The sequence below is a fragment of the Arthrobacter sp. B2060 genome (assembly GCF_059090445.1).
The window spans coordinates 70,004-82,604 of record NZ_JBNHFR010000014.1; the positions used below are offsets into that span (position 1 = coordinate 70,004).

At 65.1% G+C, this 12,601-nt stretch carries 10 protein-coding genes and 1 pseudogene; 6 read left to right on the plus strand and 5 right to left on the minus strand.

The genetic code is table 11. The features are described from left to right. Nucleotides 1-43 precede the first annotated feature (43 nt). The gene (locus AC5RUM_RS19905) at nt 44-850 is read right to left on the minus strand and encodes a GOLPH3/VPS74 family protein (protein WP_494036566.1); all 807 of its coding nucleotides are present in this window, start codon (nt 848-850) and stop codon (nt 44-46) included. Nucleotides 851-1,008: 158 nt separating this feature from the next. Here AC5RUM_RS19905 and AC5RUM_RS19910 point away from each other — a divergent pair, with 158 nt between their 5' ends. The 4 genes and pseudogenes from AC5RUM_RS19910 (at nt 1,009) to AC5RUM_RS19925 (ending at nt 4,684) form a co-directional block, all read left to right on the plus strand. Further along, nucleotides 1,009-1,401, plus strand: coding sequence for a VOC family protein (locus AC5RUM_RS19910; protein ID WP_494036567.1), 393 nt, complete (start codon nt 1,009-1,011; stop codon nt 1,399-1,401). 10 nt (nt 1,402-1,411) lie between these two features. Next, nucleotides 1,412-2,050 (plus strand): TetR/AcrR family transcriptional regulator, encoded by a 639-nt coding sequence (locus AC5RUM_RS19915; RefSeq protein WP_494036568.1) that lies wholly within the window; start codon nt 1,412-1,414, stop codon nt 2,048-2,050. A 166-nt stretch (nt 2,051-2,216) separates the two neighbouring features. Next, complete coding sequence (locus AC5RUM_RS19920; protein ID WP_494036569.1) at nt 2,217-2,684, plus strand: carboxymuconolactone decarboxylase family protein; 468 nt, start codon at nt 2,217-2,219, stop codon at nt 2,682-2,684. Nucleotides 2,685-2,969: 285 nt separating this feature from the next. Beyond that, nucleotides 2,970-4,684 (plus strand): annotated as a pseudogene (locus tag AC5RUM_RS19925) (amidohydrolase). 103 nt (nt 4,685-4,787) lie between these two features. On the opposite strand, the gene AC5RUM_RS19930 reads toward AC5RUM_RS19925, so the two are convergent. The 4 genes from AC5RUM_RS19930 to AC5RUM_RS19945 form a co-directional block, all read right to left on the minus strand. Continuing rightward, complete coding sequence (locus AC5RUM_RS19930; RefSeq protein ID WP_494036570.1) at nt 4,788-5,456, minus strand: GntR family transcriptional regulator; 669 nt, start codon at nt 5,454-5,456, stop codon at nt 4,788-4,790. A 39-nt stretch (nt 5,457-5,495) separates the two neighbouring features. Beyond that, nucleotides 5,496-6,482 carry an ornithine cyclodeaminase family protein gene (locus tag AC5RUM_RS19935; protein ID WP_494036571.1) on the minus strand — a complete coding sequence of 329 codons (987 nt, stop codon included), beginning with the start codon at nt 6,480-6,482 and terminating at the stop codon, nt 5,496-5,498. A gap of 88 nt (nt 6,483-6,570) precedes the next feature. Beyond that, complete coding sequence (locus AC5RUM_RS19940) at nt 6,571-7,908, minus strand: amidohydrolase family protein (protein ID WP_494036572.1); 1,338 nt, start codon at nt 7,906-7,908, stop codon at nt 6,571-6,573. A gap of 122 nt (nt 7,909-8,030) precedes the next feature. After that, nucleotides 8,031-9,518: an amidohydrolase family protein gene (locus AC5RUM_RS19945; protein WP_494036573.1), complete on the minus strand. Its 1,488-nt coding sequence runs from the start codon at nt 9,516-9,518 to the stop codon at nt 8,031-8,033. A gap of 135 nt (nt 9,519-9,653) precedes the next feature. Here AC5RUM_RS19945 and AC5RUM_RS19950 point away from each other — a divergent pair, with 135 nt between their 5' ends. Then, nucleotides 9,654-11,129: a DUF3100 domain-containing protein gene (locus tag AC5RUM_RS19950; protein WP_494036574.1), complete on the plus strand. Its 1,476-nt coding sequence runs from the start codon at nt 9,654-9,656 to the stop codon at nt 11,127-11,129. A 148-nt stretch (nt 11,130-11,277) separates the two neighbouring features. Continuing rightward, nucleotides 11,278-12,540: an amidohydrolase family protein gene (locus AC5RUM_RS19955; protein ID WP_494036575.1), complete on the plus strand. Its 1,263-nt coding sequence runs from the start codon at nt 11,278-11,280 to the stop codon at nt 12,538-12,540. Nucleotides 12,541-12,601: the final 61 nt, after the last annotated feature.

Genomic DNA, 12,601 nt, shown 5'->3' on the forward strand with positions numbered 1-12,601 from the left:
GGCGAACAGGGTTCCGGCGAGCAGGGTTTCGGCGAACTGGGTTCTAGGGTGCGGTCTCGACGAGCGTCAGCCGGATCATGCGCAGTTCGTCCTCCACCGCCCGGGACGGCCAATGGTTCTTGGCCAGTTCCCGCGCCCTGCTGAGATCGGCTTCCGGGAAAAGGGTGCCGAGCAGTTCGGCGGCCTGAAGGAGGGCGATCAGTGCTGTGGTCCTGGCATCGGGCGGTGCTGCGACAGACGGTGCAGCGCCGGACACTTCGGCGCCGGGCTGAGACGTCTCAGGCTGAACCGTCTCAGGCTGCGTGGCCCCGGGCTGAACCGTCTCAGGCTGCGTGGCCCCCGGCTGCACCGCACCAGGTGCCACCGCGGCCGCGGGGGGCGCAGCAGGGGTCGGCGCAGGGCTGATTGCCGCGCGGATCTTTTGCATCAGCGCCGCTTCCGGACCGTGGTCCTTCTCCGGATAGCGCACAGACTTGAACAGTCCAAGGTGCTTCTCACCGACATGCTCCACGATGCCCAGTGACGCCATCCGTTCATACACACGCTGCACTTCGCCGCGGCCCTCGAGCATGGAGACCCACCGCTTGGGTGTGTGGGGCCGCGATTTCTCCCGGATGCGGTCCAGCTCGCGCTGGAATTCCGTCTCCGGGGCGGCGCCGGTGGCCTTGACGTGCTTCCCCTCGAGAGCGATGGCACCCAGCAAGTCCAACTCGGCGAGTATCGCCCCTGCCAGCGTGGTCCTGAGCACGTAGGCCGGCAGCTGGGGTTCGCCGTCCTTGTCATTCGTGGCCAGAAGGAGGAACGCTTGGGGAAGGCTCAGTTCCTCCGCCTTTGGTGTTTCCGCGTTCATACCTTCATGGTGGCGCAGTTGGGTAGCCGCCACAACGGTGCAGGAGTTCGTCCGCGGGAAGAAAGCGGAAGGGTGCATCCAAATCTGCGCCGGTGGGCTATAACGGGTGCTGGGAGAACTGAATCGACGCCCCAGACGTGTTCGGAAAGGACTTGGCAATGGCTGACGACGGTACGGACATGGTCAGCGTCCGGTACATGGTGGACGACGTCGACGCGGCCGTCGACTTCTACACGACGCACCTCGGATTCACCCTCAGGATGAGCGCCGCACCGGGGTTCGCCGACGTCGCACGCGGCCGGTTGCGGCTCCTGCTGAGCGGACCCACCAGCTCGGCCGGCCGGTCGATGCCGGACGGCGCCGGGCCGGAACCGGGTGGATGGAACCGCATCCACCTCATCGTGGACGACATCGCCGCCGAGGTGGACCGGCTGCGCGCCGCCGGGCTCACGTTCCGAAACGACATTGTCACCGGCCCGGGCGGCCAGCAGATATTGCTGGAGGATCCCGCGGGCAACGTCGTCGAGCTGTTCCAGCCCGCCGCTCACTAGGGGATTAAGCATGGGCATGCCGCGCAGTCGGGCTGATCCTGCTCATCCGTTGATCGCTTCCCGTGAGGCGGAGGTGCGGTTGCGGGTCTTGAAGGCCACAAGTGTTCTTATTGATCGGCTGACGTATGACGCGGTGACTATGGACGCGGTAACCAGGGCGTCCGGGGTGAGCAAGTCGACGTTGTACCGGTATTGGCCATCGCGTCAGCTTCTGGTGCTGGAGGCTTTCACCTACAAGACGAATCTTCTGACGAACTTGGAGGACTCGGGAGACTTCGGACGGGATCTACATGCCTACCTCGTGGCACTGACCTATTGCCTAAAGGTCGGCGGTGCTGCCTCCACGGTGGCGAACCTGCTGGCCGAGGCAATCCGCAGCGAGGAGTTCGCGGTCCAGTTCCGCCAGACATTGCTGCGGGAGCGCCGTCAGGGGTTCCTTGCAATCCTGCGGCGCGGTCAACGCCGCGGCCAGGTCCGCGACGACGTCGACCTCGTGATGGTCATTGATGCCCTATACGGCTCGATCCATCACCGACTGATTGCCACGGGGCAAGACATCGATGGGCCGTTCCTGCGCCAACTGACGCAATTTGCGGTCGATGGGACTGCCTCGTCCCCGTACCTCAAGAGCTACCGCGCTCGAAGCTAGCAGGAAACGGGACCTGCACGCCTTTTTGGTCCAGCGGAGCTCTGTCTGGTGGTGGAACGATCGGTGCCACTTCGTTCCATTCCTTCGCCCTTCCGCTGCGCATGGCGGGATGGTGGGAGCAACGCAGGAAGCGTTGAGACATCTACTCACCGGAGGTATGAAGGCCATGGCCACGAAGGAAAAAGTTGAGCGAACGAACGTCGGCAGTAGGCACCCGCAGCTCTACCGGGCGCTGACGCCGGTCGCCAAGCTGGCGGACACGACAGGGCTCGAGGAGGGGCTGTCCCCGCTGCTCATCGAACTCGTCAAGCTCCGTGTGTCCCAGATCAACGGGTGCGCATTCTGCCTGCGTATCCACTCCAAAGACGCCCTCGACAAGGGTGAGAGCCCCGTCAGGCTGAGCGTACTGTCGGCGTGGCGCGAAAGCGAGTATTTCGACGAGCAGGAACGCTCGGCCCTCGCTCTAGCCGAGTACCTCACCCTGATCCAGGACTCCCACCGCAACACCGGCTTGTACGAGTCCGCGGTCGCGCATCTGACGTCCGGACAGGTCTCTGCCGTGACCTGGGTCGTCATGGTCATCAACGCCTACAACCGCATCGCCATCAGCGGCGCCTTCCCTGTCGCGCCCTGAGTGCCCGAGCAGGGTTGACCCGTTGTTCCGGTCGACCCAGCTGGAGCTTTTCCGCCCCTCGTGCCGTCTGCCCGCTGCTCATGCCGCGACGAGCCGGGAATGGGCTCCGCCGCCCGTGTCAATGAGATCGTGCACGAATAGACAAGCCCGAAGCTCTCAGGTCCTATCCAGATGCCAGCAACTCGGCCGAAGCTGAGGATGACTCTCGCGGCACTGCTGCGAGGAGTCCCCGGCCAATTCGCGGTCGCTTCAGGGTACCGAGTTCAGTCAGAGAAAGATAAAACTATGCTCAATGCGGATTTTGTGTTCACTAATGGAAAGGTCTTCACCGTCGACGACCAGTTCACTGTAGGCGAGGCACTGGCTGTAAGCGGAGATTCGATTCTCGCTGTCGGCACCTCGGAGGAGGTGGCCCAGTATGTGGGTCCGAACACTGAAGTCTTCGACCTCGACGGCCGATCCGTCATCCCCGGGATTAACGACTCCCACTTGCATGCCATTGCATTTGGGCTGGATACTCCGCCGTTGTCGCTGGATCTTTCCTATCCCGCAGTGAAGTCTCTCGCTGAGATCCGGGAGTGTGTTCGCGCCGCCGCGGCCAATGCCGAACCCGGCGAGTGGATCATCGGCACCGGCTGGGATGACGGTTATCTCGAAGAATGTCTGGCTGAGCCGGGACGAATGCCGCAGCGGGCAGATATCGACGATGTCTCTCCCGAAAACCCGGTGTTCCTGCAGGACTACTCACGGCATACCTCGTGGGTGAACTCCGTTGCCCTGAAGATCGCCGGCGTGGATGAATCATCAGAAATACCAGATGGTGGGGTGGCTGACACCAACCCTGACGGATCTCTCACCGGTGTACTGCGGGAGGGAGCGCAGGCCCTCGTGCAAAGCGCTCTCCCTTCGCTGACCAAGGAGCGCCGTGAACAGGCGATCCGCTCTGCCGTGGCCAAACTCCGGGAACTTGGCATCACCAGCTTCACGGATCCAGCCCTGGGACCGGGCGGAGAATCACTGGCCGGGGGCGCCATGGGTGCGGAGGGGCTGCAGATCTACGCCGACTTGGCGGAACGAGGGGAACTGGGCGTCCGCGTCAGCACCCTTATTCTTCCCACCGGGATGTCTGGAACAGCGGCCGAGTTTGAACAAAATCTAGAGCAAATTCAGACTCCTGCCATCCGGGATCACCGACGTTTCCAAGTACTTGGGGTGAAAGTTTTCGCTGATGGTATCCCGCCCAGCGGCACGGCTTGGATGCACGAAGAATATGTTCGCGGAGGATGCGGATCGTTGTGCGTCAGCGGCGATACTGATGAGCAGCGCGTGGCGGAGGTCAGTGGAATGATTCTCGCCGGACACAAGGCCGGGCATCAGGTCGGTGTCCATGTAACCGGTGATCGCGCCATAGACACTGTGGTCGACGCAATCATCGCAGCACAAGAGGCTTACCCCGTCCCGACGCCCGCCACTACCTCATCCATGGTGATTTTGTCAGTGAATCGACTCTAAAGCGCATGGCAGATCATGGCATTGGTGTGAACATGAACCCCACCATCAAATGGACAATTGCTGACCTGGAGGTTGACGTAGTTGGCGCAGAACGCGCCGCCTACGAGTGGCCGTATCGCAGTGCGGTTGAGTCTGGAGTGATGTTGATGAGCAGCTCCGATGCCCCCGTCACTTCACCGGATTGGAGACAGGGCATGTCAACCATGATCCTGCGTAAGGGAAAGGCCAGCGGCAAGGTCAGCGGCCCCGACCAGTGTATTGGGCTGGAAGATGCCCTGCGCACCTACACGAGCAATCCTGCCTGGCAGGACTTTGCCGAGGATTGGAAGGGGTCACTTGAGGTCGGGAAGGTCGCAGACCTGTGTGTCCTGGACGCCGACCTGGAAAGCATCGACCCGCATGACATGCCGCATATGCGCGTGGTCATGACCATGGTGGATGGCGCCATTGTCCACCGGGCTGACACTAATGCGGCAGCAAGAGCGTAGTACCCGTCCCATAAATCCTGACCAAAGGCAAGAAGCGCGGACGACGGCGGGACCTCCCGCCGTCGTCCGTTTGCGTTTGGTGCCGCTCCCCTACGGCGAACCGTCAGCCCTCCGGCAGGCGCCCGGCCAGTCCTTGGAGCGACGGTTCGCGGCCCAGCTCCACATGTGCGAAGGCCAGCGCCGCCGCCAGTTCTGCCTTGCCGTCATAGATGGCCTTGCACAGGCTCAGGTGCTCCGCGCACTGAACCAGGGGGTCACGGTGCCCCGTCAGGGTGAAGAGCCACTGCATCCTCCCCAGCAGCGGCTTCATGGAGTACTCCAACAGCGAGTTGCCCCCCATCGCCACGATCTCTGCATGCAGGGCCGTATTGCTGAGCGGTATCTGCGCGTGGTCGTGGCGCAGGGTTGCCTCTTCCGCCTGGTCCATGATCTGCTGCAGCCGCGCCGGCGACCGTCCACTTGCCGCAGCCTGGGCAGCAAGGCGCGCGGCGAGGACTTCCAGGCTGAGCCTCACATCAAAGAGTTCGTTGACATCGCGCAGCGTGATCTGTTTGACGGTGGCACCGCGCCGCGGGGAGGTGTCTATGAACCCTTCGGCTTCGAGCTGCTGAAGGGCTTCCCGGACAGGCACCCGGGAGACAGCCAGCGTCTGGGACAGATCACGTTCCCTGAGCCGGGACCCTGGCGCGAAGTCGCCCGAGATGATCAGTTCCCGGATCCGTTCCCGGGCAGTGTCAGCCGAGGACGCGGGAGATTCCGCTTGGGCTGTCATTCGTTCCTCCCGTTATTGCTGCAGCATCGTACGTCCCGCTCAGTTATTCAGCTCCACGTGGATGCCGACCCCCTGACTGAGCGCAGCGTCGTACAGGAGCCGGCCGATGGCAAGGTCCTGCAGACCGATACCTACCGAATTGAACAAGGTTACGTCCTCATCGCCAAGGCGCCCTGCCCGTGTCCCGGCCGCCACATCGCCAAGCTCTGCTTCCACGTCCTCAAAGCCCATGACACCTTCGGCAACCGGGATGATCAGCCCGCCGGACTTGGCCTTGGCCGTGGCCAGGCTGTCCACGAAGACCCTCGCCCTCAGCATGCCCGCCGAATCAATCTCCCGGTGATCAGCCCGGGGACGGGATCCGACGGCGTTCACGTGCAGTCCTGGCCTGAACCACTCCCCCTTCACCAGGGGCTCAACGGCCGGCGTGAGGGTGCACAGCACGTCGGCGGCCTCGACAACTTCCTGAACGGTGGACGCCCGGCTGACGCTCAGGCCGTGATGGGAAATCTCCTCGCAGAAGGCCGTCACGGTGTCCGCGGAACGGGACCAGACCACGACGTTTTCAATCGGAAGGACGGCCACCATCGCTTCCACGTGCGCCACTGCCAAAGCGCCTGCACCCACCAGTCCCAGAGTGGTGCTGCCGGGCCTCGCGAGCAGCTTCGTCGCCACGGCGCTGGCGGCGGCAGTGCGGACCCGGGTGGGGACTTTGCCGTCCAGGATGGCCAGGGTTTCTCCGGTCAGCTGGGAGACAAGCATGATCGTGGAGCGCTGCGTGGGCAGGCTCGACTCCCGGTTCGCGGGGATGTCCGCCAGCAGTTTCACGGATGCCAGCTCCTCGGCGCCGGACAGTGCTGCCATCGGCAGGAACCTCGCATCCGACGACGGCAGGAGAAGGGAATCCGGCGCGGGCTGGACAGCGGTGCCACGGCTGAGGCCGGCAAAGGCGCGTTCGACGGCGGCGATCGTCCCGGGCATGTCGGCCAGGGCCTCGAGCTCCGAGGCTTTAAGAATCAGGGTCATGGGTGGCTCTCTCTAGGTGGGAGGGCGCGTTTGACCGCGCTTTACGAAGTGGGGAGCGGGCGGCGTCGCCCTTGTCTGTAACGTCCGGTCAGAGGCCATTCCGGACGAGGGCTCCCTGCGCCACCACGACGCTGATTTGCTCCAGGGCCGAGGCGCTGTTCAAGGGATCAGAGTCCACGATGACGGCGTCTGCAAAGGAACCACGCACCAGGCGTCCTGCACGCTCACCCCACCCGAGCAGCGCGGCGGCATTTACTGTCGCGGCCCTGAGCGCGTCCAGTGGGGAAAGCCCTGCCTCTCCAAGGAGACGTACTTCTGTGCCGATCGGGGTCACATCAGAGCCGAACGAGTCCGTCCCCGCCACCACCGTCACACCGGCTTCATGCGCAGCTTTCACCGCAGCCTTGATGATCGGCGTGTACTCCTTGCCGCGGGCAGCAAGGACCGGGTTGGCCGAGCGCGCCATGCTGGTAATCGCGTCCAGGGTGGGTGTGAAGTACGTGCCACGGCTGGCCATCCGGGAGATGGTCTCCTCGGTGACGAAGACGCCGTGCTCGATGCTGCGCACACCGGCCCGGACGGCACCGTCGATTCCCTCTGCGCTGTAGGCGTGGCACAGCACGCCCGCTTTGCCCGACGCCTTGACCACCGCGGAGAGCTGCTCGTAGTTGTAGACGAGTTCGCGGGGGTCCTGTTCCGGCAGGCCCGCCCGGGGGTTGGCCCGGGTCTTGATCACCTTCGCGCCGCGTTTTAGGTTGACGCGCGTGAGGTAGGCAAGGTCCGCCGGCTCCGTGACTCCCCCGGCCACGGACGCGAGCGGGGCAAGGTCCGGATCTGCGAGAAGCGAGTCCCCCAGCTCCGGTGAAATGAACAGCCCGGCCGGGCTCATCCGGGGCGAGGCTCCGGCGGCCCAGTCGGGCAGGGCAGCCAGGGCGACGTCCTGATAGAAGCTGCTCGACCCGCTCCGGACGCTGGTCGCGCCGCCCTGCAGGATGGCCCGCGCGTCGGACAGTGCGTTCGCATGCACATGCACGTCAATGAGGCCGGGAAGGACCCAGCGCCCGGACGCGTTGATGATGCGAGCGCGGCCGGCCAGAGCGGCGACGGCGCGCCGTGTTTCGTCACGGGTTCCGACGGCGGCTATCTTGCCTCCTTCCAGCACAAGGACGCCGTCTTCCACCGCGTTGCCCGTCTTGGGGTCCACGATGGTGCCGCCCTCGATGATCATGGGCTGCGGCGAAGCGGGGCGGTCAGGGTAGCCGGCGCCGGAAGGAGTGTCCTCCGCATGTGCGGCAGGGGCAGTTCCAAGCTGGGCAGCCAGGCTTGCCACCGAGATTCCGGCCAGTGCGGCAGCTCCGGCCAGGATGCCGCGGCGGGGAAGCGCGGCTGCAGGCGGGGCGGCGGGGGTGTGATCGTGCAGGCACATTTGTTTTCTCCAAGGGAATGGGCCCTGCCGAAGCAATGCTCGGCCGGGCAAAAGGTGAAGGGTCGCGCGTGGTTGGTATACCAAGAGAAGAGCGAGTATTTAGGTGTTCCGGTGGGTTGCCCCTATGGGATGACAACCGGGCTGGGGACTTTTGCGTGCGGATAAGTGGGCGGAAACAGCTCGTCGGCCTCACGGCGCCGAACGTCCCGTTCCGAGTAGGCCGCCCGCATCTCATCGAATAGCCGCTGGCCGTCAGCCCGCAGTGCGTCGACGTCGACCCCGGGCAGGCCGCCGCCAACAACCACGGGGCGTCCTGCCACAAAGGTGTCCGTCACCTGCCGCGCCGTCCCGTTGAGCACCAGCGTGCGCAGCGGGTCCTCGACCACGCCGTCGCCGAAGCTGCCCAGGGAGAGAACCGTGATGTCGGCCTGCATGCCGGGGGCAAGCCTTCCGAGGTCGGCCCGCCCGAGGGCCCGGGCACCGCCGAGGGTGGCGGCGTCGAAGTAGTCGGCCAGGGCTCCGGCGTCGGGCCTTTCTTCGACCATCCGGGTCAGGTGCATGCCGGCGTCCATGCCGCGCACAAGATCCGGCGGGAAGGAGTCGGTCCCCAGGCAGACGTTGATGCCTGCCTCTCGGAACCGATCGAACGAGACAAGCTGCTTCTGGTAGCGGAACGACGTCAGCGGGCAGTGGACAATACTGACGCCGTGGCGGGCGAGCAAGTCCAGCGGGCCGCCCGGCGCCGTCGCCGCCGGGTCCTTTCCGTCAATCACCACGCCGTGCGGGATGAGGAGGCGGGTGCCGAACAGTCCTGTGGACTCGAGCAATTCCAGGACGCCGCGCCCGGCCGAATGCTGCAGGAGCCCGTCTTCAAGCGGGGACTGAAGGCAGTGGAGCCGGACGAGCGCGTTCCGCTCCCGGGCGATCCGCGCCGTCTCCCGCATGAGCTCTTCAGACAGGGTCTCAATGCGGCAGGGCAGCAACACCCCGGTGACGAGCGGGTCTGCCAGTTCGGCGGCGTAGTCCATGAAGCGCTCTGCGTCGCTGAGGCCGGCAAGCCCCAGGGCTTCGTTGAAGTGGACCTCCCGGCCCCCTTCGGCGGTGGTGACATGGACCCCGGACCGGTACGCGGGGCCAAGATAGCCGCGCAGCCCGATCCGCCGGCTTGTCTCTGCCATGTCCACCAGCTCATCGAGGCTCTCAGCCCACGAACTGTGGATCTCCGAGGCGATCGGCATGTAGGTGGTGATGCCGTGCATGGCGAGCTGCGCCAAGGCGAACTCGCGGACCGTGGCGCGCTCCGCTGGAGTAAACACGTCCCGGCGGCGGTGCGCGAAGTAGTCATCCGACCACAGGTGGCCGGCCGCTACATCGGGCGAGGGCCACGAGTCCAGGATGAGGTGATCGATGTCGGCGAGGGCGTCGAGGTCGATCAGGCCGGGCATGACCAGGCTCTGGCCATAGTCGCGCTCCTCATCGACCGGTCCCCCGTAGTCGCGTCCCACGAAAACGATGGACTCCCCGTCGAAGACCACCTCGCCGTCCTCGATGAGCGTGTGCCCTGTTCCGTCGAACCCCAGAACGTACCGGGCAGAAATTTTCCTGTACAACGCGCCTCCCAAAAAATGTGACTTGCCTCTCAATGGGTACGAGTATACAGTCATTTGGTATACCAAACACAAGATCCCGCGATACGGCGAGATTCGTTTGTTCTGATACCTGATCCTTCTCGAAAGGCCTGCGTCATGCGCAATGAAGCGAAGACCACAGACGGCTCCATCACCGCCCTGGCGGACACGCCCCCTGCCCCTCCTTTCCGTGCACGCCCCGCCACGTGGGCCGCGATGATCGCGCTCTCCACCGCCATCTGTGCCGTGGCCATCATGATCGGAACCCATAAGTTCCAGCTCGGCCCGGCCGCAATAGTCCTGATGCCCATCCTGTGGACAGTGCTTATCGGCGGGTTCCTCGGCGTCCAGAAATGGAAGCCAATCGGAGGGCGTTCCCGTGCCGTGTCCACGCACCTGATGGACGTGGCCATCGTCTTCTTCCTGGCGGGCCTCGGAACCCAGATTGGCCCGTCGCTGACGAAGTTCACCGACATGGGCCCGGCAATTCTCCTGCAGGAGGTGGGGCACGTCGTCGGCACAGTGATCCTGGCACTGCCGGTCGCCGTTGCCCTTGGTTTGGGCCGCTCAGCCATCGGCGCCACATGGTCGATCGACCGCGAGTCCTACCTTGCTTTCGCCATCCAGCGCTTCGGCGTCCGCTCCCCCGAATACCGCGGAGTATTCGCCGTATGGGTGCTCGGCAGCGTCTTTGGCGCCGTGTTCATCTCCCTCCTGGCAGGGCTTCTCGGCGGGCTCGACTTCTTTGATCCCCGGGCCCTCGCTTTGGGCCTCGGCCTGGGTTCGGCCTCCATGATGCTCGGGGGCGTGGGCGCCCTGTCCATCCTGTATCCCGAGATGGCCGGGGAAATCATGGCCCTCGCCGCACTGTCCAACCTCGTCACCAACATCGTCGGCTTCTATGCCGGTGTCTTTATCGCGCTGCCGATGTGCCAGAAGCTCTACAAGATGTGGTCCCGCATCTTCGGACGGGACGACCTCGGCCGCCGCGTCCGCCGCGGCGCCCTCGTTGGTGCTGCGGGTGCAGCTTCGGCGGGCCGTTCAAACCCGGCAGGCCGCACAAACTCGGAAGACCTGGGCCGGGCGGAGGCCGATTCTGATGAGGCGTCGGGCATCGACGCAGTGGACGTCGACGGCATCGAAGAGGATCCCACTGTTGTCCGGACGCCCAGGACGTGGCTGATCGCCTTCGCGGCGACCGGGATCGCCGGCATCCTGCTAAACGCGCTGGGCACCGGTTCAGCGCGGCCGCTGGACGTTGTCGGCGTGCTCATCCTCCTGGCCCTCACCGCCGTCGCGCTCGTGCTCGCGAAGCTGGTCCCGGTGGTCCCATCCAGCATCTGGGTCCTGGCCCTGGCCACCATTGCCTCCGCAACGTTCATCCCCATCGGTCCGTTCGTCGCCTCGGCCGCGCAGAACATCAACGTCCTCTTCGCGGGCCTGCCCATGATCGCCCTGATCGGCATGTCGCTGGGCCGCGACGTCAAGGCGCTGCGCTCACTGAGCTGGAAGGTCGTCATCGTCGCCCTCATGACATTCACGGCGAGTTTCGTGGCCGCGGCAGTCATCGCCCAGGTTGCTTTCCACTTCTGATACACGCTGCACTTAATCAACGCTGCTGCGGGGAAGGCGCCGGTCCATGTGATCGGTGCCTTCCCGCCGTCGTTCACTGGAGTCCCACTTCACCACACCGTCCGACTTCCCCGCACTGTCCGACGCAGCCCAGCCGAAAGGAATGACCATGCTCATCACCAACGTCCGCCCTTGGGGCGGAGACGCCGTCGACCTTGAGGTTCGGGAGGGACGGATTGCCGCCATTCACCCTGCGGGGACCGCCGCCGTTGGGCGTGCAGACGCCGACGGCGGGCCAGTCGACAGGGGGCCATCCGACGGCGGATCCGTCGAAGGACGGGGCCGGATCGCCCTCCCTGCGTTCACCGACGTGCACGTCCACCTCGATTCGACCCGGATCGGTCTGCCGTTCCGGGAGCACACGGCCTCGCCCGGCGTGTGGAACATGATGCGTAACGACAGGGAGAACTGGCGCGACACGCCGATCCCCTACCGGGATGTGGTCGCCGGGACGCTGGAGCGGATGATTGCGCGGGGCACCACTCGCGTCCGTTCCTACGCCCAGATCGACGTGGACTGCAAGCTTGAGCGCTTTGAGGCAGTCATGGCCGCCAAGGAACGCTTCGCCCACGCCGCCACGGTAGAAGTCATGGCTTTCCCGCAGGCAGGCCTCCTGCTCGAGGAGGGCACCGTGCTGCTCCTCGAGGAGGCCCTCCGCACAGGTGCGACGACGATTGGCGGCATTGACCCCTGCCAGCTGGACCGCGACCCGGTCCGCCATCTGGATATCGTCTTCGGTCTGGCCGAGAAGTACGGGGTCGACATCGACATCCACCTGCACGAGCCCGGCCACATGGGGGTCTTCAGCGCGGAGCTTGTCTTCGAACGCACCCGCGCTCTGGGCATGCAGGGGCGCGTCTCCCTGTCCCACGCCTACGATCTGGCAAACGTCCACCCCGATGTCACCGCCCGGATCGTGGAACAGATGGCCGAGCTCGACGTGGCCTGGGCAACGGTGGCCCCGGCAAGTGGCGGCACGCAGTTTAACCTGGCCGAGATGACCGAGGCCGGGATCCGTGTCGGGCTGGGCGAGGACGGCCAGCGGGACTACTGGAGCCCGTACGGCAATTGCGACATGCTGGACCGCACGTGGCAGCTGGCCTTTACCCACCGGCTGCGCAAGGACCGGCTGATCGAGCACTGCGCGGCGATCGCCACCATCGGAGGTGCGTCGATCATGGACCGCACCGTCCAGCGCCTCACGAGCACCGACGACCGGCCCGGCCTGGCTCTTGGCGACCGGGCCGACGTCGTCCTGGTCGACGGCGAAACGATCACGAGCACCGTCATGGACCGTGGCTCCGACCGCACCGTGATCCACGACGGGAGGCTGGTAGCCGACGGGCTGGCCGTGCTTCCGTCAGATGGATAGGCCAGGGCACATGGAAAAGTGTGGCAGGCATCGAATGCTGCCTGCCACACTTTCGCCACGC

Bases quoted from the DNA above. Each gene is read 5' to 3' on its own strand.
- AC5RUM_RS19915 (WP_494036568.1), top strand. From the start codon at position 1,412: ATGGGCATGCCGCGCAGTCGGGCTGATCCTGCTCATCCGTTGATCGCT.
- AC5RUM_RS19910 (WP_494036567.1), top strand. From the start codon at position 1,009: ATGGCTGACGACGGTACGGACATGGTCAGCGTCCGGTACATGGTGGAC.
- AC5RUM_RS19950 (WP_494036574.1), top strand. From the start codon at position 9,654: ATGCGCAATGAAGCGAAGACCACAGACGGCTCCATCACCGCCCTGGCG.
- AC5RUM_RS19930 (WP_494036570.1), bottom strand. From the start codon at position 5,456: ATGACAGCCCAAGCGGAATCTCCCGCGTCCTCGGCTGACACTGCCCGG.
- AC5RUM_RS19940 (WP_494036572.1), bottom strand. From the start codon at position 7,908: ATGTGCCTGCACGATCACACCCCCGCCGCCCCGCCTGCAGCCGCGCTT.
- AC5RUM_RS19955 (WP_494036575.1), top strand. From the start codon at position 11,278: ATGCTCATCACCAACGTCCGCCCTTGGGGCGGAGACGCCGTCGACCTT.
- AC5RUM_RS19935 (WP_494036571.1), bottom strand. From the start codon at position 6,482: ATGACCCTGATTCTTAAAGCCTCGGAGCTCGAGGCCCTGGCCGACATG.
- AC5RUM_RS19905 (WP_494036566.1), bottom strand. From the start codon at position 850: ATGAACGCGGAAACACCAAAGGCGGAGGAACTGAGCCTTCCCCAAGCG.
- AC5RUM_RS19920 (WP_494036569.1), top strand. From the start codon at position 2,217: ATGGCCACGAAGGAAAAAGTTGAGCGAACGAACGTCGGCAGTAGGCAC.